21 protein-coding genes are annotated in these 21,775 nt (G+C 74.2%); 9 read left to right on the top strand and 12 right to left on the bottom strand.

Annotation, left to right across the window (positions count from 1 at the left end):
• Positions 1-144 precede the first annotated feature (144 nt).
• From ACH443_RS07465 to ACH443_RS07425, 9 genes are all read left to right on the top strand, one after another.
• Positions 145-1,137, top strand: a complete 993-nt coding sequence (locus ACH443_RS07465) for a metal ABC transporter solute-binding protein, Zn/Mn family (protein WP_430589926.1) — start codon at positions 145-147, stop codon at positions 1,135-1,137.
• A complete protein-coding gene (locus ACH443_RS07460) occupies positions 1,134-2,006 on the top strand; it encodes a metal ABC transporter ATP-binding protein (RefSeq protein WP_429764156.1) in 873 nt (290 codons plus the stop codon). Before ACH443_RS07465 ends, ACH443_RS07460 begins: the two co-directional genes overlap by 4 nt.
• A gap of 14 nt (positions 2,007-2,020) precedes the next feature.
• Positions 2,021-2,944: a metal ABC transporter permease gene (locus ACH443_RS07455; RefSeq protein WP_429764294.1), complete on the top strand. Its 924-nt coding sequence runs from the start codon at positions 2,021-2,023 to the stop codon at positions 2,942-2,944.
• A 41-nt stretch (positions 2,945-2,985) separates the two neighbouring features.
• The gene (locus tag ACH443_RS07450; protein ID WP_430556724.1) at positions 2,986-3,381 is read left to right on the top strand and encodes a Fur family transcriptional regulator; all 396 of its coding nucleotides are present in this window, start codon (positions 2,986-2,988) and stop codon (positions 3,379-3,381) included.
• Positions 3,382-3,415: 34 nt separating this feature from the next.
• A complete protein-coding gene (locus ACH443_RS07445; protein WP_429764155.1) occupies positions 3,416-3,970 on the top strand; it encodes a DedA family protein in 555 nt (184 codons plus the stop codon).
• Entirely contained in the window at positions 3,967-5,013 is a 1,047-nt protein-coding gene (locus ACH443_RS07440) for a FecCD family ABC transporter permease (protein ID WP_430589925.1), read from the top strand. The genes ACH443_RS07445 and ACH443_RS07440 overlap by 4 nt, the downstream gene beginning before the upstream one ends.
• A gap of 1 nt (position 5,014) precedes the next feature.
• Complete coding sequence (locus tag ACH443_RS07435; RefSeq protein WP_430589924.1) at positions 5,015-6,088, top strand: FecCD family ABC transporter permease; 1,074 nt, start codon at positions 5,015-5,017, stop codon at positions 6,086-6,088.
• On the top strand, positions 6,085-6,972 hold the full coding sequence (locus ACH443_RS07430) for an ABC transporter ATP-binding protein (protein ID WP_429764152.1): 888 nt from the start codon (positions 6,085-6,087) through the stop codon (positions 6,970-6,972). The genes ACH443_RS07435 and ACH443_RS07430 overlap by 4 nt, the downstream gene beginning before the upstream one ends.
• Before the next feature lie 63 nt (positions 6,973-7,035).
• Positions 7,036-8,091 (top strand): iron-siderophore ABC transporter substrate-binding protein, encoded by a 1,056-nt coding sequence (locus ACH443_RS07425; protein ID WP_430556702.1) that lies wholly within the window; start codon positions 7,036-7,038, stop codon positions 8,089-8,091.
• Between the two features lie 66 nt (positions 8,092-8,157).
• On the opposite strand, the gene ACH443_RS07420 is transcribed toward ACH443_RS07425, so the two are convergent.
• The 12 genes from ACH443_RS07420 to dnaJ form a co-directional block, all read right to left on the bottom strand.
• The gene (locus tag ACH443_RS07420) at positions 8,158-8,952 is read right to left on the bottom strand and encodes an isoprenyl transferase (RefSeq protein ID WP_429764150.1); all 795 of its coding nucleotides are present in this window, start codon (positions 8,950-8,952) and stop codon (positions 8,158-8,160) included.
• Between the two features lie 44 nt (positions 8,953-8,996).
• Complete coding sequence (recO, locus tag ACH443_RS07415) at positions 8,997-9,728, bottom strand: DNA repair protein RecO (protein WP_429764149.1); 732 nt, start codon at positions 9,726-9,728, stop codon at positions 8,997-8,999.
• Positions 9,729-9,817: 89 nt separating this feature from the next.
• A complete protein-coding gene (gene leuA / locus ACH443_RS07410) occupies positions 9,818-11,590 on the bottom strand; it encodes a 2-isopropylmalate synthase (protein WP_429764148.1) in 1,773 nt (590 codons plus the stop codon).
• A gap of 240 nt (positions 11,591-11,830) precedes the next feature.
• A complete protein-coding gene (locus ACH443_RS07405; protein ID WP_430556704.1) occupies positions 11,831-13,546 on the bottom strand; it encodes a hypothetical protein in 1,716 nt (571 codons plus the stop codon).
• Positions 13,547-13,683: 137 nt separating this feature from the next.
• Positions 13,684-14,817, bottom strand: coding sequence for an alpha/beta hydrolase family protein (locus ACH443_RS07400; RefSeq protein ID WP_429764292.1), 1,134 nt, complete (start codon positions 14,815-14,817; stop codon positions 13,684-13,686).
• Positions 14,818-15,352: 535 nt separating this feature from the next.
• Positions 15,353-16,342 carry a GTPase Era gene (gene era, locus ACH443_RS07395; protein WP_430556706.1) on the bottom strand — a complete coding sequence of 330 codons (990 nt, stop codon included), beginning with the start codon at positions 16,340-16,342 and terminating at the stop codon, positions 15,353-15,355.
• On the bottom strand, positions 16,339-17,718 hold the full coding sequence (locus ACH443_RS07390) for a hemolysin family protein (RefSeq protein WP_430589923.1): 1,380 nt from the start codon (positions 17,716-17,718) through the stop codon (positions 16,339-16,341). Before ACH443_RS07390 ends, era begins: the two co-directional genes overlap by 4 nt.
• A gap of 28 nt (positions 17,719-17,746) precedes the next feature.
• On the bottom strand, positions 17,747-18,199 hold the full coding sequence (ybeY, locus tag ACH443_RS07385) for an rRNA maturation RNase YbeY (RefSeq protein ID WP_429764144.1): 453 nt from the start codon (positions 18,197-18,199) through the stop codon (positions 17,747-17,749).
• Positions 18,196-19,281, bottom strand: a complete 1,086-nt coding sequence (locus ACH443_RS07380; protein ID WP_429764142.1) for a PhoH family protein — start codon at positions 19,279-19,281, stop codon at positions 18,196-18,198. The genes ybeY and ACH443_RS07380 overlap by 4 nt, the downstream gene beginning before the upstream one ends.
• Before the next feature lie 106 nt (positions 19,282-19,387).
• Positions 19,388-19,741: a histidine triad nucleotide-binding protein gene (locus ACH443_RS07375; protein ID WP_429764140.1), complete on the bottom strand. Its 354-nt coding sequence runs from the start codon at positions 19,739-19,741 to the stop codon at positions 19,388-19,390.
• Between the two features lie 45 nt (positions 19,742-19,786).
• Positions 19,787-20,566 carry a 16S rRNA (uracil(1498)-N(3))-methyltransferase gene (locus ACH443_RS07370; protein WP_430556708.1) on the bottom strand — a complete coding sequence of 260 codons (780 nt, stop codon included), beginning with the start codon at positions 20,564-20,566 and terminating at the stop codon, positions 19,787-19,789.
• 42 nt (positions 20,567-20,608) lie between these two features.
• Positions 20,609-21,733 carry a molecular chaperone DnaJ gene (gene dnaJ, locus ACH443_RS07365; protein ID WP_429764136.1) on the bottom strand — a complete coding sequence of 375 codons (1,125 nt, stop codon included), beginning with the start codon at positions 21,731-21,733 and terminating at the stop codon, positions 20,609-20,611.
• Positions 21,734-21,775: the final 42 nt, after the last annotated feature.

The raw sequence follows: 21,775 nt of genomic DNA, 5'->3' as shown, positions 1-21,775 counted from the left end.
AGGCCCTCCCGCCCCGGCCGCCCCGGCGCGGCCGCTGCCGTCAGGGTACGGATCCCGCCGAGCTCGTCGCGAGGGCGAAAGAGACGCCGTCGGGCGCGCGACCTTGAGTTGACAACCGTTCTCAACTTCCTGAGAATCGTTCTCATGCTTCGCCGACGCGCGGCCCTCGCCGCCCTGCCCGTCCTCGCCCTGCCCGCCGTGCTGGCGGGCTGCTCCACCGACGACGGCGCCGCCGACGGCACGCTCGAGGTGCTGGCCTCGTTCTACCCGCTGCAGTACGTGGCCGAGCAGGTGGGCGGCGACCTCGTCACGGTCTCCAACCTCACCCCGCCGGCCGCGGAGCCGCACGACCTCGAGCTCTCCCCCGCCCAGGTGCGGGAGATCGGGACGGCGGACCTCGTCGTGTACTCCTCCGGCTTCCAGACGGCGGTCGACGAGGCCGTCGCGACACAGGCGCCGGAGCACGTCGTCGACACCAGCGACGTCGTGACGCTCGAGAAGCACCCCGGCACGCCGACCGACGAGGACGCCGCGGCGGACCACCTCGAGGAGGAGCTGGACGAGCACGCCGACGAGGGCGGCGACGGGCACGACCACGCCGCCGAGGGCGCCATGGACCCGCACTTCTGGCTCGACCCGACGCGGGTGATCGACGTCGGCCACGCCGTCGCCGCGTCGCTCGGCGAGGCGGACCCGGAGCACGCCGCCACGTACGCCGAGAACGCCCGCGCCCTGGAGAAGTCGCTCAAGGACCTGGACGGCGAGTTCGAGGCCGGCCTGCAGGAGTGCGCGTCGCGCACGCTCGTCACGTCGCACGAGGCGTTCGGCTACCTCGCGGAGCGCTACGACCTGCAGCAGGTGGGCATCGTCGGCCTCGACCCGGAGGCGGAGCCCTCCCCCGCGCGCCTGCGCGAGGTCGGTGCCATCGTCGAGGAGAACGACGTCAGCACGATCTTCACCGAGACGCTGACCAGCCCCAAGGTGGCCGAGACGCTGGCGAGCGACATCGGCGTCACGACCGCCGTCCTCGACCCGCTCGAGGGGCTGTCGGAGGACGCGGCCGAGGCCGGGGACGACTACGTCTCGGTCATGCAGGACAACCTGGCCGCGCTCACCGAAGGGCTCCAGTGCTCATGACCACGCTCGCCACCGACTCCCCGGGCGCCGCGACTCCCCCGCCGCCGCGCGACGCCGCCGTCCCCGCGATCGAGGCCCGTGACGTGCACGTGCGCCTCGGCGCCAGCCCGGTGCTGCGCGGCGTGGACCTCACGGTCCGGCGCGGCGAGGTCGTCGCCCTGCTGGGGGCGAACGGCTCCGGCAAGTCGACGCTGGTGCGCACGCTGGTCGGCGTCCTGCCGACGACGGCGGGCAGCGTGCACCTCTTCGGCCACGCGCTCGGGGACGACGTGCCGTGGTCGCGCGTCGGGTACGTCCCGCAGCGGGTCAGCGCGGCCGCCGGCGTCCCGTCCACGGCCGCGGAGGTCGTGGCCTCGGGCCTGCTGCACGGCCGGCGCCTGCGGCTGCCGCGCGGCTGGCGCGCCCAGGTCCACGAGGCGCTCGAGCTGGTCGGCCTCGCCGACCGCGCCCGCTACGCCACGCACCAGCTCTCGGGCGGCCAGCAGCAGCGCGTCCTCATCGCCCGCGCCCTGGTCCGCAAGCCCGAGCTGCTCGTGCTCGACGAGCCCGTCGCGGGCGTCGACCGGCCCAGCCAGGAGGCCTTCGCCGCCACCATGACCAGGCTCGTGGCCGACGGCATGACCGTGCTGGTCGTCCTGCACGAGCTCGGCGAGCTCGCGCCGCTCGTGCAGCGCTGCGTCGTGCTGCGGCACGGCCGCGTGGTGCACGACGGCGCCCCGCCGACGCCGCAGCCCGGCCACGGCGGCGAGGCCCACGACCACGTGCACCCGCACGCGCACCCCCGCACCGTGCAGCACCCCGAGAACGTGCGCCTGGCGGAGGGGCCCTTCGACCGGCCCGACGACACCGAGGACGAGGTGGCACCGTGAGCGGCCTGTGGGAGATGATCACCGACCCGTTCATGCAGCGCGCGCTCGTCGCTGCCCTGCTGGTCGGCGTCAGCGCGCCCGTCGTCGGCACCTACCTGGTGCAGAAGCGCCTCGCCCTGCTGGGCGACGGCATCGGGCACGTCGCGCTCACCGGAGTCGCGCTCGGCTGGCTGGTCGGCGCGGCGATGGGCCTGGTGCCCGACGACGTCCTCGCCGTCCCCGGCGCGGTGGTCGCCGCCGTCGCGGGCTCCGTCCTCATCGAGGTGGTGCGCCGCCGCGGCCGCACGTCGGGCGACCTGGCGCTCGCCATCCTGTTCTACGGCGGCATCGCCGGCGGCGTCCTGCTCATCGGCCTCGCCGGCGGCTCGTCCGGCAGCCTCATGGCGTACCTGTTCGGCTCCATCTCGTCGGTCACGCTGTCCGACGTCTGGGTCACCGTGGCCCTGTGCGGCCTCATCCTGCTCATCGGCCTCGGGCTGCGCGCTGCCCTGTTCTCGGTGAGCCACGACGAGGAGTTCGCCCAGTCCTCGGGGCTGCCCGTCTGGGCGCTGAACATGGCGGTGGCCGTCCTCGCCGCGCTGACCGTGACCGTCGCGATGCGCGTCGTCGGGTTGCTGCTCGTCTCGGCGCTGATGATCGTGCCGGTGGCGATCGGCCAGCTCGTCACCCGGTCGTTCCGCCGCACGATGCTGGTCGCGTCCGTCGTCGGCGTGGCCGTGTGCGTGACCGGCCTGTCCATCACCTACTGGCACAACGTCTCGCCCGGCGCGCTGATCGTCGTGCTGGCGATCGGCGTCTACGCGGTGGTCGCGGCGCTGCACCCGGTCCTCGCCCGGCGCCAGGCCCCCGTCGACCCGCATCCCGACATCCCCGACGACGTCGCCGTCTCCCCGGCCGGAGCCGGCCGGGCCGCCCCTCAGGAGGAGTGCACGCCGTGAACGACACGACCCCGACCGTCCGCACCGCCGCGCCGCCGCGGATGACGCGGCAGCGGGCGGCCGTCGCGGACGCCCTCGGCGACACCGACGAGTTCCGCAGCGCGCAGCAGCTGCACGAGCTGCTGCGCGCCCGCGGCGACGCCGTCGGGCTCGCCACCGTGTACCGGACGCTGCAGGCCCTGGCCGACGGCGGCGACGTCGACGTCCTGCGCAGCGAGGACGGCGAGAGCCTGTACCGCCGCTGCGCCCGCCGCGAGCACCACCACCACCTGGTGTGCCGGTCGTGCGGTCGCGCGGTCGAGATCGACGGGCCGACGGTCGAGCAGTGGGCCGCATCGGTCGGCGCCGCGCACGGCTTCGCCGACATCGAGCACACCGTGGAGCTGTGGGGCACCTGCTCCACCTGCCGGGCGACGGACGACCGGTTGGTCGAATGAGGGCAGGCATACCTCAGTCGGGCACAATGTTCCCGTGCACCTGACCACTCCCACGCTCGCCGCGGCCGCCGAGGAACCCACCGGCGTCTTCACGATCGCCGGGGTGCCGTTCTGGGTCGTGTACGCGGCGGCGTTCGGGATCGTGCTCGTCCGCGCGCAGGCCACCTACTGGGCCGGGCGCGGCGTGGCCCGCGGCACGTCCCGCGGACGGGTCGCCGACGCGCTGGCCCGCCCGGGCGCGGCGGCGGTCATCGAGCGCGTGAACCGCTGGGGCCCGCCCGCGGTGACGCTGTCGTTCTTCACCGTCGGGGTGCAGACCCTCGTCAACCTCGCCGCGGGCTACCTCCGCATGCCTTTCGGGCGCTACCTCGCGGCCCTGCTCGCCGGTTGCGCCGTGTGGGCCGGCATCTGGACGACGGTCGGCACCGCCGCCGTCAACGCCGCGATCGCCGTGGGCCTGCGCCACCCCGTGACGCTCGTCGCGGTCGGCCTCGGCGCGGTCGCCCTGGTCTCCTGGGTGGTCTACCGGCTGACCCGGCGTACCGCCACCGACCAGACGGCCGCCCCCGCGACCGAGGACGCGTCGTGAGCGCGACGACCGCCGCCGTCACCCCCGCCGCCCGGCCCGCGGCGGCTCTCGTCGCCCGCCGTGCCCACGGCCGTCTGCTGCTGATCGTGGCCGCCCTCGGGGTGCTCGCCCTCGTCGTGCTGGCGAGCCTCGCGCTGGGCGTGCGCGACATCGACGTCGCGACCGTCTGGCAGGCGCTCACCCACCCGGTCGCGGGGAACGTCGACCACGACGTCGTGCGCGACCAGCGCGTGCCCCGGACGCTGATCGGGCTCGCCGCCGGCGCGGCGCTCGGCATCGCGGGCACCCTCGTGCAGGGCGTCACGCGCAACCCGATCGCCGACCCGGGCCTGCTCGGCCTCAACTCGGGGGCGTCGCTCGCCGTCGTGATCGCCGTGTCGATGCTGGGCGTGGCCTCCCCGCTCGGCTTCGTCTGGTTCGCGTTCGCGGGCACCGCCGCCGCCGCGCTGCTGGTCTTCTCCATCGGCGCGGGCCAGCCGGTCAAGCTCGCCCTCGTCGGAGCGACCGTCACCGCGCTCATCACACCCCTGATCACCCTGGTGCTGCTGCGCGACCCCGAGGCCTTCAACATGTACCGCTTCTGGGCGGTGGGCTCCCTCACCGGGCGTGGCACCGAGACGCTGTCGGTGCTGTGGCCCTTCGTCGTCGTCGGCATCGCGCTCGCGGGGGCGCTCGCGCACCGGCTCTCCATGCTCGCGCTCGGCGACGACGTCGCCTCCGCGCTCGGTCAGCGCGTGGGGGTGACGCGGGGCCTCACGGCGGTCGCCGTCATCCTGCTCGCCGGCACGGCGACGGCGCTGGCCGGCCCGATCGCCCTCGTCGGGCTGGCGGTGCCGCATGCCGCCCGCCGCCTGGTCGGCACCGACTACCGCTGGATCGTGCCGCTGACGGCCGTCCTCGGCCCCGTCATGCTGCTGGGGGCCGACGTCATCGGGCGGCTCGTGCTGCCGCACTCCGAGCTCGAGGCCGGCGTCGTCGCCGCCGCGATCGGCGCCCCCGTGCTCGTGGCCGTGGCCCGCGGCCGGACCGTGGCGGGGGTGTGAGATGACCGCCGACCTCGTCGCCCGCCCCGCGGACCCCGACGCCCCCGGCGCCCCCGCCGACCCCGTCGTCGCCCTGCGCCGCCGCCGCCGACGGCGGCTCACCCTCGTGGTCGCGTCGCTCCTCGTCCTGCTCGTGGCGTTCGCCACCCTCGCCCTCACGCTCGGCGAGGCCTCGCTCGCGCCCGCCCGCGCCCTGGCGGCGCTGTTCGGCGTCGGCTCGGACGGCGACCTGTTCGTCGTGCAGCGCCTGCGGCTGCCCCGCATCGAGACCGCGATCCTCGCGGGCGCGTCCTTCGGGCTGGCGGGCGCCATGTTCCAGACGACGCTGCGCAACCCGCTCGCCAGCCCCGACATCCTCGGCATCGCGAGCGGCGCCAGCCTCGGCGCCGTCACGGCGATGCTCGTCCTCGGCCTCACCGGGCTCGCCGTGTCCGGGGCGGCGTTCGTCGGCGCCCTGCTCGTCGCGCTCGCCATCTGGCTGTTCGCGTGGCGCCAGGGCCTGCACTCGATCCGCTTCGTCCTGGTGGGCGTCGGCTTCGCCTACCTGTGCTCGTCGCTGCTCGCCTGGCTGCTGGCGAGCGTCGAGATCCGTGCCGCCCAGTCGGCGCTCGTGTGGACGGTCGGGAGCGTGGCCGACGTGCGCGGCGCGGACCTCGTGACGTTCGCCGCGGCCGCCCTGGTGCTCGGCGCCGGGATCGCCGCCGTCTCGCGGTGGCAGGGGCCGCTCGCGCTCGGCGACGACAACGCGCGCGCCCTCGGCGTCCCCGTCGACGCCGCCCGCGTGACGTCGCTGCTGCTGGCCGTCGGCCTGGTCGGGGTCGCGACGTCGTTCGTCGGCCCGCTCGCCTTCGTGGCCCTCGTGGCCCCCGCGATCGCGCGCCGCCTGCTGTCCGACGGCGGGGCGGCGCTCGCCGTCTCGGTGCTCACCGGCGCCGTCCTCGTGCTCGCGGCGGACGTCGTGGGCCAGCACCTGCTGTTCGGACTCAAGGCGCCCACCGGCATCGTGACCGGCCTCATCGGCGCCCCCTACCTCCTGTGGCTCCTGGCCACCGATCGAAGGAAGAGGCTCGCATGACCGACGTGCACCGGCACCCCGCGCCGCCCGCGCGTCCCGACGCGACGCCGGACCCGTCCCAGGGCACGACGGGGAAGGCGGCGGACGTCACGCTGCGCGCCCACGGCGTGAGCCTCGGCTACGACGGGCGCCGCGTGATCGACGGTCTCGACCTGGAGCTCCCCGCCGGCCGCGTGACGGCGATCGTGGGCCCCAACGCCTGCGGCAAGTCGACGCTGCTGCGCGGCCTGGCCCGGCTGCACCCGCTCGACGGCGGCCGCGTGACGCTGGGTGGCGAGGACGTCGGCGGGCTGTCGCGCAAGGAGCTGGCGAAGCGGGTCGGCGTGCTGCCGCAGTCGTCGATCGCCCCCGACGGCGTCCGCGTCGCGGAGCTCGTGGGCCGCGGCCGGTACCCCCACCAGGGCTGGTTCGGCCGGCACAGCTCCACCGACGACGGCGCGGTGCTGCGCGCCCTCGAGGCCACCGGGGTCGCCGACCTCGCCGACCGGCCCGTCGCGGAGCTGTCGGGAGGCCAGCGCCAGCGCGTGTGGATCGCGATGGTGCTGGCGCAGGAGACCGACGTCGTCCTGCTCGACGAGCCCACGACCTACCTCGACCTCGCCCACCAGGTCGACCTGCTCGACCTGCTGACCGAGCTGAACCGCACCCGCGGCACCACCGTCGTCATGGTGCTGCACGAGCTCAACCTCGCCGCCCGCTACGCCGACCACCTGGTGGTGATGAGCGGTGGGCAGGTCGTGGCCGAGGGACGCCCCGGCGACGTCCTCACCGCCGCGTCGGTGCGCGCGGCGTTCGGCCTGCGGGCGCAGGTCGTGCCGGACCCGGTGTCGGGAACGCCACTCGTCGTGCCCCTCGGACGGACGCACGACGGCACCACAAGATAGGTTAGGCTCGCCTCACCTACTGTTCCTCTCGCGCCGCCGGCGCGAGCACACCGAGGAGAACCCGTGCGTCTTCGCCGACCTCTCACCGCTGCCGCCGCCCTCGCGGCGACGGCCGCCCTGACCCTCGCCGGCTGCGCGTCCGACGACGCCCCGGAGAGCGACCAGTCGGCCGCCTCGGGCAACGTCCGGTCCGAGCCCACCGACGAGTTCCCGATCACGATCGAGCACGCGCTCGGCGAGACGGTGATCGAGAAGGCGCCGCAGCGCGTCGCCACCTGGGGCTGGGGCTCCACCGAGGCCGCCATCGCGGCGGGCGTCTACCCGGTCGCGGTCGCCGAGCAGATCTACACCGTCGGCGAGGACGCGCTGCTGCCGTGGGTCGAGGACGCCTACGACGAGGAGGGCGTGGACAAGCCCGCCATCCTGTCCGACCCCGAGGGCGGCGCGACGGTGCCCTACGAGGAGTTCGTCGAGGCGAAGCCCGACCTCATCGTGGCGCCCTACTCCGGGCTCACCCAGGAGCAGTACGACGTGCTGAGCGACATCGCCCCCGTCGTCGCCTACCCCGACGCCCCGTGGACCACGACGTGGCAGGACACGATCACGCTCACGGCCCAGGCGCTCGGTCGCTCGGACGCCGGCACCCAGGTGCTCGGCGACATCGACGACTTCGTCGCCGAGAAGGCTGCCGAGCACCCCGAGTTCAACGGCAAGACGTTCGCGGCGATCTACGACGACCCGACGAAGGGCATCGTCTCCGTGTACACGCCGAACGACCCGCGGACCGTGTTCCTCGAGGGCCTGGGCGTGAAGAACGCGCCCTCGGTCACGGAGCTCGACACGTCGAACGGCAGCTTCTACTACGACCTGTCCTACGAGGAGCTCGACAAGCTCGACTCGGACTTCGTCATCTCCTACTCGGCCAGCGAGGAGGCGGCCCAGGCCTTCGACGACAACAAGGACCTCCAGGCGCTCCCCGCGGTCAAGGACGGGAAGGTCGTGAAGGTCGTCGGCACCGCGGAGGTGTCGGCCGTGTCGCCGCCCACCGCCCTGTCGGTGTACTGGGAGAACGGCCTGCCGGCCCTCGTCGACTCCATGGCCGAGGTGCTCGGCGACTGACCGCCGGCTACGCATGCCACGAACCCCCGTCCGGTCCTCGCGACCGGGCGGGGGTTCGTGCTGAGATCAATCGGCGTCGGGGGTGTCGACGGCGCCGCCGTAGCGACGGTCGCGGCGGGCGAACTCCTCCACCGCGCGCCAGAGGTGCCGCCGGTCGACGTCCGGCCACGGCTCCGGCAGGAAGACCATCTCCGCGTACGCCGCCTGCCAGATCATGAAGTTCGAGGTGCGCTGCTCCCCCGACGAGCGCAGGAACAGGTCGACGTCCGGCAGGTCCGGCTCGTCGAGGTACTTCTGGATCGTCTTCTCGGAGACGCGCGCCGGGTTGAGCTTCCCGGCGGCGGCGTCACGGGCGATCGCCGCCGCGGCGTCGGCGATCTCCGCCCGCCCGCCGTAGTTGACGCACATCGTCAGGGTGCAGCGGTCGTTCTCCTTGGTCATCTCCTCGGCGACCTGCAGCTCCTTGATCACCGACCCCCACAGCTTCGGCCGACGCCCCGCCCAGCGGATGCGCACGCCCCACGACGACATCTCGTCGCGGCGCCGCCGGATGACGTCGCGGTTGAAGTTCATGAGGAACTTGACCTCGTCCGGCGACCGCTTCCAGTTCTCGGTGCTGAACGCGTACGCGGAGACGTGCTTGACGCCGATCTGCACCGCGCCGGCCACGACGTCGAGCAGCGACTTCTCCCCCTGCTTGTGCCCCTCCACGCGAGGCAGCCCGCGCGCGTTGGCCCACCGGCCGTTGCCGTCCATGACGATCGCCACGTGGTTCGGCACGAACTGCGCCGGGATTCTCGGCGGCGTCGCCCCCGAGGGGTGCGGGTAGGGCTCGGCGTACTCGCCGGACGAACGGGGCATCGGGCCTCTCTCTCGATCGGTGCGCGGGGGTCGGGCGCGCGGGGTCAGGCGCGCTCGATCATGCGGAGCGAGCGCAGGGTGCGCTCCAGGTAGTACTGGGAGTAGGCCGCGACGAGGCCCGAGGCCTCGGTGCGGTGGCGCGCCTCGGAGGCGTCCGCCGTCTCCCAGTCCCCGCCGAGCAGCGCGCCGAGCAGCGAGAACGTCTCCGGCGCGGGGGCGGTGGAGCCGGGCGGGCGGCAGCGGGAGCACACCGCCCCGCCCTGGCCCACGGAGAACGCGTGGTGCGGCCCCGGCTCGCCGCAGCGGGCGCAGTCGGTGAACGACGGCGCCCAGCCGGCCACGGCGAGCCCGCGCAGCAGGTACGAGTCGAGCACCAGCCCCGGCGCGTGGGCGCGCTCGGCGAGCGCGCGGAGAGCGCCGGCGAGCAGCCAGTACTGCTGCACGGCGGGCTCGTGCTCCGCGGCGACCAGGCGGTCGGCGGCCTCGAGCATCGCCGCGCCGGACGTGTACAGCGCGTAGTCCTCGCAGATCGCGCGGGCGTACGGCCCGATCGTCTCGACCTGCGTCACGGTGTCGAGGTTGCGGCCGGAGTGCAGCTGCACGTCCACGGCCATGAACGGCTCCAGCCGGGCCCCGAAACGCGACGACGTGCGCCGGACCCCGCGACCGACCCCCCGCACCTTGCCGTGCTCGCGGGTGAGGAACGTGACGATCCGGTCGGCCTCGCCCAGCTTGTGGGTGCGCAGCACGATCGCGTCGTCTCGGTACAGGGGCACGGGCTCATTCTCTCAGTCCCCACCCACGAAAGCTGTCAGGACCAGCGCCACGCGGACATGGCGCTGGTCCTGACAGCTCGCGGGACAGGTCAGCCGCGGGCGGCGCGGTTCACGGCCGACACGATCGCCTTGAGGGACGCCGTCGTGATGGACGGGTCGATGCCGACGCCCCACAGGACGTCGTCGCCCACCTGGCACTCGACGTAGGCCGCCGCGGTGGCGTCGCCGCCCTCCGACAGCGCGTGCTCCGCGTAGTCGAGCACCCGCACGTCCACGCCGACCTTCGAGATCGCGTCCACGAACGCCGCGAGCGGGCCGTTGCCGGTGCCCTCCAGCGTGTGCTCCACGCCCTGGTCGAGGACGTCGACGGCGAGCGCGGTCGCACCGCCCTCGGCCGAGGTCGACCGGGTCTCCCGCAGGCGCAGGCGGCCCCAGGGCTCGAGACCGCGGGCGTCGTGCTCCTCGACGGGCAGGTACTCGTCGCTGAACATCCGCCAGATGTCGGAGCCCGTGACCTCGCTGCCCTCGGTGTCGGTGTAGTGCTGCACCACGCCGGAGAACTCGATCTGCAGGCGGCGCGGCAGGTCCAGCGAGTGCTCGGTGGACAGCAGGTACGCGATACCGCCCTTGCCGGACTGCGAGTTCACGCGGATCACGGCCTCGTACGACCGGCCCACGTCCTTCGGGTCGATCGGCAGGTACGGGACGCCCCAGGTGAGCTCGTCGACCGGCTTGCCCTCCTCCTCCGCGCGGGCACCCATGTGCTCGAAGCCCTTCTTGATCGCGTCCTGGTGGGACCCGGAGAACGCGGTGAAGACCAGGTCGCCCACGTACGGGTGCCGTTCGTGCACCGGGATCTGGTTGCAGTGCTCCACGGTGCGGCGGATGCCGTCGATGTCGGAGAAGTCGATCTGCGGGTCGACGCCCTGGCCGAACAGGTTCATGCCGAGCGTCACCAGGTCGACGTTGCCCGTGCGCTCGCCGTTGCCGAACAGGCAGCCCTCGATGCGGTCGGCGCCGGCCTGGTAGCCGAGCTCGGCGGCGGCGACGGCCGTGCCGCGGTCGTTGTGCGGGTGCAGCGACAGCACGACGTGCTCGCGGAAGGCCAGGTTCCGGTTCATCCACTCGATCGAGTCCGCGTAGACGTTCGGGGTGGCCATCTCGACCGTCGCCGGCAGGTTGATGATCACCGGACGCTCGGCCGTGGGCTCCAGCACCTCCAGCACCTCGTTGCAGATGCGGGCGGCGAACTCGAGCTCGGTGCCGGTGTACGACTCGGGCGAGTACTCGTAGTACACCGTCGTCTCGGGGATGGTCTCCTCGAGCTTGCGGCACAGGCGCGCGCCCTGCAGGGCGATGTCGACGATGCCGTCCATGTCGCTGCGGAAGACGACCTCGCGCTGCAGGATCGACGTCGAGTTGTAGATGTGCACGATCGCCTGCTTGGCGCCCCGGATCGCGTCGTAGGTGCGCTCGATGAGGTGGTCGCGGCACTGCGTCAGGACCTGGATGACCACGTCGTCGGGGATGCGGCCGGTGTCGATGAGCTGGCGCACGAAGTCGAAGTCCGTCTGCGACGCGGACGGGAAGCCGACCTCGATCTCCTTGTAGCCCATCTGCACGAGCAGGTCGAACATCCGCAGCTTGCGCTCGGCGTCCATCGGCTCGATCAGCGCCTGGTTGCCGTCGCGCAGGTCGACGGCGCACCAGCGGGGGGCCTTCGTGATGCGCTTGTCGGGCCACGTCCGGTCCGGCAGGTCGACGACGATCTGCTCGTGGAACGGGAGGTAGCGCGTGTACGGCATCCCGGAGGGGCGCTGGGGGTTGGCGCCGGCGATGCCCTGGGGGTGATGGTTCTGCATGGTGTCGCGTCCTTCGGTGGGGGCTCGGTGACCCACGTCCCGGGTGGGGTCGTCGGTCATGACCTGTCGGCCGGCGCGCCACAACCTCCGCGACGGGGGTCCGGCCTTAGAGGGCCCCGCCGCGGCACCGAAGGAGAAGGCTCACCGTGCGCTGCACGCTGCCACCGTACACCTTCGTCAGGGCGTCGCCTGAGGCGTCCAGGATCCGACCGGACGCCCGCCTTGCCGCAGCGTATTGACCTAGCGCCGGGAGCGCAGCGCGGCGTCCACGGCCGGGTCGCCGAGGGCCCCGAGCCAGTCCAGGAGCGCCGGGTAGGTCGACGGGTTCGCGGCCACGTACGAGCGCAGGTGGGGTGCCTCCGCCGAGATCCGCGCGAGGTCCGCGAGCGGCGTCGACGGGTCCATCGCCTGGGCCACGGACCAGCCCGGCGCCTGGACGGGTGCCGTCCGTGCGGGTGCCGCCTGCACGGGCGGGAGCACCTGCGTGGAGTCCGGCGCCCGGGCGGCCCGCACGGGCGCGATCTGCTGGGTGGCGTCGAGCGGCCGGGCCTCGGGGCGTGTCGCGACCGGGGCGGACCGGGGCGCCCTGCCCACGGGCTCCGCTGCAGGAGCGACCGGGTACGCCCCGGTGCTGGACGACACCTCGGCGGCCTCGGGGCGGCCCGCCGTCGCGGACTCGGCCCGGGGCTGGGCCGGGGTCTCGGACACGGCGTCGGACGCAGCGACCGACGGTGCGTCCTCCGACGGCCCGGACGGGGCGGGCTCGGGCGTCTCGGGCTCCGACGCGACGAGCGCGCGGACGGACGGCGGCACGAGCAGGACGGCGAGCGCGACGGCCGGCAGGCCGAACGCCACCAGCAGCTCCTCGACGTTGGACTGCGTGCCGAGGCCGGCGCGCGCGACGACGATCACCAGGCCGAGCACCACGACGACGCACGTGGCGCCGACGGCGGTGGCGTGCCCGGCGCGCGGGTCGCGCGCGAGCGCGCGCCGCGCGGCGACCGCCACCCCGACCATCAGCACGCCCACGACGAGCCTCAGGACGCGCCCCACGCTCACGCCGTCCGCCACGACCAGCAGCAGCGCGACGAGGGCGACGAACGCGGCGACCAGCGCGACGAGGCCCAGCGCCCGCAGCGCGACGGCCACCCAGCGCGCCGCGCGCACGTCGTCGGGCTCGTCGGCCGTGGCCGCGGCGTCGTCGACGATGCGCCGCGCCGTGATCCCCGCGACCACCGGCAGGAGCAGGAGGCCGAGCCGCTGCTCGTGGACGCTCTCGAACCACGGGTCCACGTTGCCCCCGGCGAAGAGCACGAGCTCGAGCGCGACGGCGCCGCCCAGGGCCAGGAGCACGTAGCCGGAGGCGAGGTCGCCCGAGCGCAGGTACGTGCCGACCGTGAACCACAGCACGCCCAGCACCACGAGGGCGTTGAGGAGGCCGACCACGGACACGACCCACGGAGCGCCCTGCACGAGCGCCGCGACCGGGGTCGCGAGCGTGCCGAGCGCGACCACCCCGGCGACGACCGCCGGGGCGTGCGCCCAGCGGGACGCGGCCGCGAGCGCGGCGCCCGCGAGGCCGACCGCGAGCCCCGCTCCGACCCCGCCCGCGGCGTCCGCCGGGGCGAGGGCGTCCAGCACCAGGTACACGACCGCGACGACCGCGTAGGGCACGCAGGCGAGCGCGACCGTGCGCCGTGAGGTCAGGACGTCCCACGACGACGGGCCGACGCCGCCACGCCGCAGGTACGGGGCGGCGATCGCGAGGAGCGCGAGGACGGTCGCGAGCACGATCTCGAGCCGGTCGCTGCCGCGGTGGGCGTGGTCCCACGGCAGCGGGAGGGCGACGAGCAGCGCGAACGCGGCCACCACGTCGCGCACGAGCTCGCGGACCGTCACACCGCCGAACGGTGAGCGCTCCTGCTCGGGTGCGTCGAGGGTGTCGGGATCGGTCATGCGTGCGTCTCCAGGGCTGGGCTCCGAGGGGACCGGGTCATCGTGCCCCCGCCCCAGTTTCTACCCGACGCCGACGCTCTGCGTCGTCTCCCGCGCGGACGGGTCGGTCACACCGTCACCGTTCCCGCACGCCCTGCTCAGATGCCGAGCTGGTAGACGCCCCAGTACGCGAGGGTGCCCAGGAGGGCGAGCGACCCGGCCAGGGTGCACCAGAACGTCAGCACGGCGGGCCAGCCACGTGCCACGACGACGACGTCGCCCCCCGCGCGGCGCTCCGCCCGCGCGTCGGCCACCCGGCGGATCACCAGCGCGGCCGCGACGGCGGTCGCGACCCCGAGCAGGCGCACGACGATCCAGCCGCCCTGCACGACGAGGTCGTCGCGCTGGTAGTCGAGCGCGAGGCGCGCCACCGCCAGGAGGTACACCACCAGCGCGACCATCGTCGCCACCGACCCGACGCCGAGGCCGAGCAGCGACGACCGGAGACCGCGGGCGAGGCGCGGCGCGGCGAACGACGACCGGCGCAGGACGGCGCGCCGCACCAGGGCGTGGACGCCCCACACCAGGGGGCCGACCAGCAGCAGGCCGGCGCCCGCGATCACGGCGCCCACGACGATGTCCCCGTTGCCCCACCACCGCGGCTGCGGGACGGCCGAGGCGACGTAGAGCTGGTTCGGCGTGTCCCCGGCGACCCGGGGCGGCGCGTCGGCCGTGCCGGGCATGCCCTGGATCCAGGTGGCGACGTCGCGCGCGAAGTCGGGGTGCAGGTGCATCCCGCCGTCGAGCGGCACGTTGATCCCGTGGTTGGCCCCGGCGTAGTAGCGCACCGTCACGGGGGCGTCGTCGCCGTTCACCGCGGTGTCGGCGATGACCTGCCGCGCGCCCTGCTCGACCGGCATCGACGGGTCGGCGGTGCCGTAGACCACGAGGACGGGGGCGGTCTGCTGCTCGAGCCACGGGCGCACGTCGAAGTCGGCGTACTCGAAGCCGCCGCCGGGCAGCTGCATCCCGACCGCGCGCGGGATGGCGCGGAACACCTGCTGGGGCACGCCGGTGTTGCGCAGATAGCTGTCGACCGCGAACGCGGCCTGCTGCCGCGGCGGCACCACCGGCGCCGAGACGAGGACCGTGTACGCGATGGTCGGGTCCTGCGCCTGCATGACGGGCACGATCCAGGTGCCCTCCGACTCGCCGTAGACGCCGACCTGCTCGGGGTCGACGCCGTCGATCGTGCGCAGCAGGTCGACCGAGTGCTGGTAGTCCGCGGCCATCGCCACGTAGTCGCGGTCCCGGGTGGTGTACGTGTCCAGGCGCTTGTCGGGCACCAGTGTCACGACGCCCGCGCTCGCGAGGGCGGTGGCCGACTCGGTGAAGGCCTCCGTGGACTTGCCCGTGCCCGCGCCGTGCACGTAGACGACGCCGGGCCGGTCGGCCAGCAGCTCGCCGTCGTCGCCCAGCGGCTGGCGCAGGAGGCCGCCGACGACGGTGCCCTCGAGCGGGATCGTCACGGCCGTCTCCCGGACCTCGAACTCGCCGACCTCGCCGATGTCCGCGCCGGGGGCGACACCGCCGATCGAGGTGTCGTCCGTCGCCGGGACGAGGTGGTCCGTGACCGGCACCGGGTCCCACTGCGGGCCGGCCACGGCCCCGGTCAGTGCCAGGCCCACCAGGATCGCCGCTGTCGTCGCAATAGTCCGGAACACCACGCAGCGATGCTACTCGGCGCCCTCCCCGCGCACGGCAAGGAATTCCCCCGCGACCTCGGGGGACGTCCCCCGTGAGGCCGGCGGACCCCCGCCCGCGACGTCAGAACCCGAGGCGCTGCAGCTGCTTGGGGTCGCGCTGCCAGTCCTTGGCCACCTTGACGTGCAGGTCGAGGTACACGCGCGTGCCGAGCAGCTTCTCGATGCCCTTGCGGGCGTTGGTGCCGACCTCGCGCAGCCGCGACCCGCCCTTGCCGATGACGATCGCCTTCTGGCTGTCACGCTCCACGAACAGGTTGACGCGGACGTCCAGCAGCGGCGGCTTCCCCTTGTCCGGGTCACCGCTGCCCTCCCGCTCGAGGATCTCCTCGACGACGACGGCCAGCGAGTGCGGCAGCTCGTCGCGGACGCCCTCGAGCGCGGCCTCGCGCACCAGCTCGGCGACCATGACCTGCTCGGGCTCGTCGGTGAGCTCGCCGCCCGGGTAGAGCTCGGGCCCGGCGGGCAGGTGCGCGACGAGGACGTCGGTCAGCTCGTCCACCTGGTAGCCGTCGCGGGCGGACACGGGCACGATCGCCGACCAGTCCCGGTCGACCGACCGCGCGAGCTCGTCGACCGCCAGGAGGTGCTCGGCGAGACGCCCGCGGTCCACGAGGTCGGACTTCGTCACGACGGCGACGACGGGAACCGCCCGGCGGCCCTCCATCAGGGGGGCGAGCTGCGAGGCGATGTACCGGTCGCCGGGGCCGATCTTCTGGTCGGCCGGCAGGCAGAACGCGATGACGTCGACCTCGCCGAGCGTGTCCTGCACGAGCGCGTTGAGCCGCTCGCCGAGGAGCGTGCGCGGACGGTGCAGGCCCGGCGTGTCGACGAGCACGAGCTGCGCGTCGTCGCGGTGCACGATGCCGCGGATCGTGTGCCGCGTGGTCTGGGGACGCGCGGACATGATCGCGACCTTCTCCCCCACCAGCGCGTTGGTCAGCGTCGACTTGCCGACGTTGGGCCGCCCCACGAGGCAGGCGAAGCCGGAGCGGTGGGCGTCCCCCTCGTCGTGCGGGGTGACGACGGAGGGATGGTGGCTCGCGGAGGTCATGCGTGTGCTTCCTTCTGGTCTGGCGGCGTGGCGTGCTCGCCACCCGCTGCTGGGTCGTCCTCGTCGTGCGAGGTGGGGGTCGTGCGGCGCACCCGGAGGGTGGCGAGCTGCTTGCGGCGGCCCTCGACGCGGTCGGCCACGAGGTGCAGCCCCCCGACGTCGGCCGTCGCGCCCGTCAGCGGCACCTTGCCGAGGGCCTTGGCGATCAGGCCGCCCGCGGTGTCCACGTCGTCGTCGTCGAGCCGCAGGTCGAACAGCTCGCCGAGCTCGTCGACGGGCATCCGCGCGGAGACGAGGAACGTGCCGTCGCCCAGGTCCTCCGGCTCGAGCTCCGGGGCGGTGTCGTGCTCGTCGGTCAGCTCGCCGACGAGCTCCTCGATGACGTCCTCGACGGTGACGAGCCCGGCGATGCCGCCGTACTCGTCGACGACGACGGCGATGTGGGAGCGGGAGGCCTGCATCTCGCGGAGCAGCTCGTCCGCGGGCTTCGACTCCGGCACGAAGACGGCGTCGCGGGCGACCTCGACGACCGGCCGTTCCGCGGCCGCGGACTCGTTCTCGAGCACGCGGGCGACGTCCTTGAGATAGGCGACGCCCAGGAGGTCGTCCACCTCCTCCCCGACGACGGGCACGCGCGAGTACCCCGAGCGGAGGAAGAGGCGCATCGCCTTGCGCAGCGGCGTCGTCGCCGTGACCGTCACCATGTCGGTGCGCGGCACCATGACCTCGCGGGTCAGCGTGCCGCTCAGCTCGACGACCGAGCGGATGAGCTCGCGCTCGGCGTCCTCGATCGCCTCGTTGTCCCGGACCCGCTCGGCGACCTCGCGCAGCGCGTCCTCGCCCGGGTCGTGCTCGCCGTCGCGCTCGGGGGCGCGCCCCGCGGCGCGCTCCGAGGTGCGGTCGGTGAGCCAGGCGGCGGCGCGGTGCACGGCGGACAGCGGGCCGGCGAGCGCGACGAGCACGGACAGCGGCCGGCGCAGGCCGAGAGCGCGCGGGCTGAGCCGCACGAAGACGACGCCGGCCACCAGGCCCACCACGCCGGCGGCGAGGAGCACCTGCCACCAGGTGTCGAACCAGTCGGCGATCATCAGCGTCGCCGCCGCGAGCGCGACGGTCTCGGCGAACACCCGCACCAGCGCGAACGCCGCCACTGCCGCGGGCGGGTCGACGACGAGGCCCTGCACCGCGCGCAGCCGGGTCAACCGTGTGCGGCGGGCCGTGGCCGTGAGGTCCTCCGCCGTCTCCGCCTCGATCACCGCGTCGGCGACCGAGGTGCGCGTGATCCGCAGCACCGCGGCCTCGCCGGCGGACAGCATCCCCGCGAGGGCCAGGGCGACCAGCGCCACGAGCGCCAGCAGCAGCTCCGGTCCGTCCATCAGGCCACCGTCCGGTCCGTCGTCGCGCTCACCGGCCGGCGAGGAAGGTGAGCAGGAGGCGGCGCTGCAGCGCGAACATCTCCTTCTCCTCCTCCGGCTCGGCGTGGTCGTAGCCGAGCAGGTGCAGGATGCCGTGCGTGGTGAGCAGCAGCAGCTCCTCGGCCGTGGAGTGCCCCGCGACCTTCGCCTGCTGGGCCGCCACCTCCGGGCAGAGCACGACGTCGCCGAGGGTGCCCGGCGGCGTCTCCTCGCCCTCGCGCCCCGGCCGCAGCTCGTCCATCGGGAAGGAGAGCACGTCGGTGGGGCCCGGCTCGTCCATCCACTGCACGTGCAGCTCGGTCATCACGGTCGTGTCGACGAACATGATCGACAGCTCGCTGCGGGGGTGCACGTGCAGGGTGTCCAGCACGAACCGGCCGAGCGCGGCGAACTCCGCCTCGTCGACCTCGACGCCGGACTCGTTTGCCACTTCGATGCTCACTGTCGGCGTGCCCCTCGCTCGTGCGGGCCGCGGCCCTGCCGTCCCTGTCCCTGCCTGCCCTGGTCCGGGCGCGCCGTCGCGACGTCCCAGCGGGCGTACGCGTCGATGATGTCGCTCACCAGCCGGTGCCGCACGACGTCCGCCGAGGTCAGCCGGCAGAACTCGACGTCGTCGACGCCCGTGAGGATGTCCTCCACCACGCGCAGGCCCGACGTCGTCCCGCCGGGGAGGTCGACCTGCGTGGCGTCGCCCGTGATGACCATCGTGGAGCCGAACCCCAGGCGCGTGAGGAACATCTTCATCTGCTCGGCGGAGGTGTTCTGCGCCTCGTCGAGGATGATGAACGAGTCGTTGAGCGAGCGGCCCCGCATGTAGGCCAGGGGCGCCACCTCGATCGTCCCGGCCTCGATGAGCCGCGGGATGGCGTCGGGGTCCATCATGTCGTGCAGCGCGTCGTACAGCGGGCGCAGGTACGGGTCGATCTTGTCGCTCAGCGACCCGGGCAGGTAGCCGAGCTTCTCCCCCGCCTCGACGGCCGGGCGCGTGAGCACGATGCGGTTGACGCGCTTGGCCTGCAGCGCCTGCACGGCCTTGGCCATCGCGAGGTAGGTCTTGCCGGTGCCCGCGGGCCCGATGCCGAACGTGATCGTGTTGGCGTCGATCGCCTCGACGTAGCGCTTCTGGCCCACCGTCTTCGGGCGGATCGTGCGACCGCGGTTGGAGAGGATGTTGAAGGTCAGGACCTCGGCCGGGCGCTGCACGGACGCCGCCGTGAGCATCTGCACCGACCGCGCCACGACCTCGGGCGTGAGCGGGGTGCCCGACTCCACCACCTCGACCAGCTCGTCGAGGAGGCGGGAGACCAGGGCGACGTCGCCGGCCGGGCCGCTGACGACGATCTCGTTGCCGCGGGCGTGCACGTCGACGCCGGGGAAGCCGTCCTCGACGGCCCGCAGCACGGAGTCCCTGCTGCCCAGCAGCGCCACCATCGGCACGTGCGGCGGCACCACGATGCGGTGCTCGGTGGACCGTTCGCCGTGCGCGCCAGGCGCGCCGGGGGCGGTGTGGGGTGTCGATGTCATGGGCCGGCTGCCGCCGGGGCCCTCCTTCGGAAGACGGTGCGAGGGACGTGCGAGGAACGGCTGAGGACTCGAGTCTATCGAGCGGCGGTCGACGGGGCAGCCGAATTCAGGCGGGCGTCCAGCCCAGCTGCGCGCCGGCGAGCACGTGGCCGTGCACGTGGAACACGCTCTGCCCGGCGCGCGGGCCGGAGTTGAAGACGAAGCGGTACTGGCCGTCCGCGAGGTCGCCGGCCACCCGGTCGGCCATGGCGACCACCTCGGCCAGCAGCTCGGGGTCCGCCTGGGCGAGCGTCGCGACGTCGCCGTGGTGCTCCCTCGGCACCACCAGCACGTGCACGGGCGCCTTCGGGTCGATGTCGCGGAACGCGATCACACGGTCGGTGGTGGCGACCACGTCCGCCGGCAGGTCGCCGGCGACGATCTTGCAGAACAGGCAGTCGGTGCTGGGCGCGCTCGTCATGCCCCGGACGTTACCGCGCACCGGGTCCGCGTGCCGTCGGTCCGGTCAGGCCCAGCGCCCGAGCCGCTCGCTGAGCAGCGCGACGGCGACCGGCCCCGCCGTGGAGGTGCGCAGCACGTGCGGCCCGAGCCGAGCGGTCACGGCGCCCGCCTCCTCGAGCGCGGCGACCTCCGCGTCGGAGATCCCGCCCTCCGGCCCGACGACGACGAGCAGGGCCGGGGTCTCGACCGGCTCGGCAGCCGATGCCGGGAGCGCGACGTCCGCGAGCGCCGTCGTGGCGTCCTCGTGCAGCACGACGGCGGCCCCGCCGCCGGCGACGACCTCGCGCACGCGCGCGGCGAGCTGGCGGGAGGTGACGGGCTCCGCCACCGGCGGCAGGCAGGCTCGCCGCGCCTGCTTCACCGCGGACCGCACGGTCGCCACCCACTTGGCACGCGACTTCGCCGCCCGCTGCCCGCGCCACACGACGACGGACCGGTCGGCCTGCCACGGCACCACCGCGTCGACGCCGACCTCGACCGCGGCCTCGACGGCCAGCTCGTCGCGGTCCCCCTTCGCCAGGGCCTGGACCAGGGTCAGCACGACGCCGGGGGCCGGCTCGGAGACGACCTCGTCGACGCGCAGCCGCACCACGCCGTCCGCGACGGCGTCGACCACGCACCGCAGCCGCGTGCCCGCGCCGTCGACCACGTCCAGCCGCTCGCCCGGGCCGCGCCGCTGGACGACGCCCGCGTGCCGCCCCTCGGCGCCGTCCAGCACGTAGACGTCACCCGGGCCGAGCGCGCCCAGCGCGCCGCCGTCGGCGAGGAACACCGGCGCGCTCACGCCGTCCCGCCTGTCCGCGGGGCCCCCGGTGCAGCGCCCACGTCAGCGACCGCTCAGCTTGTCCCGGAGCCGGGAGAACACGCCCGGGTGGGCGGCGGAGAGGCGGGGCTCGGGCCGCTCCTCGCCGCGCAGCGTGGCCAGCGAGCGCAGCAGCTCGGTCTGCTCGTCGTCCAGGGCGGTCGGCACCTGGACCTCGACGTGCACGTTGAGGTCGCCGCGCCCCCCGGCGTGCAGGTGCCCGACGCCCAGGCCCTTGAGGGTGACGACCTGGCCCGGCTGGGTACCCGGCCGCAGGTCGATCTCCTGCTCGCCGTCCAGCGTCTCGAGGTCGAGCACGGTGCCGAGCGCGGCCGCCGTCATCGGCACCTGGAGGGTGCAGTGCAGGTCGTCGCCGCGGCGCACGAACGTGTCGTGCGGCTTCTCGCGGATCTCGACGTACAGGTCGCCGGCGGGGCCGCCACCGGGGCCGACCTCCCCCTGCGCGGTGAGCTTGATGCGCGTGCCGGTGTCGACGCCGGCGGGCACGTTGACCGTCAGCGTGCGGCGCGAGCGCACCCGCCCCTCGCCCGAGCAGTCGGCGCACGGCTCGGGGATGACGGTGCCGAAGCCCTGGCAGGCGGCGCACGGCGCGGTCGTCATGACCTGGCCGAGGAAGGAGCGCGCCACGCGCTGCACGTTGCCGCGCCCGTGGCAGACGTCGCAGGTCTTGAGGTCGGTGCCGGGGCGGCAGCCGTTGCCGCCGCAGGTGCCACACACGACGGCGGTGTCGACCTGGAGCTCGCGCTTGGCGCCGAACGCCGCCTCGGCCAGGTCGATGTCCATCCGCACGAGGGCGTCCTGGCCGCGGCGGGCGCGCGGCACGGGCCCGGCGGGCTGGCCGCCGCCGCCGAAGAACGTCTCGAAGATGTCCTGGAAGCCGAAGCCGTTGCCGAAGCCGGCGCCCGCGCCGCCCGACGGAGAGCTCGGGTCCACGCCCATGTCGTACTGCTGGCGCTTGTCCGGGTTGGACAGCACCTCGTAGGCGCGGGCGACGTCCTTGAAACGTTCCTCGCCGGCCTCGCCGGCGACGTCGGGGTGCAGCTCGCGGGCGAGCTTGCGGTACGACTTCTTGATCTGCTCGGCCGAGGCGTCGCGGGGGACGCCCAGGATCTCGTAGTAGTCGGTCACAGGTCTCTCTTCGGTGACGTGTCGGTGACGTGCACGGTCAGG

The sequence above is a fragment of the Isoptericola sp. NPDC019571 genome (assembly GCF_044389385.1).
GTDB lineage: Bacteria > Actinomycetota > Actinomycetes > Actinomycetales > Cellulomonadaceae > Isoptericola > Isoptericola nanjingensis.
The sequence above is the reverse complement of the archived record's forward strand: the minus strand, read 5'-3'. Positions and strand labels throughout refer to the sequence as shown.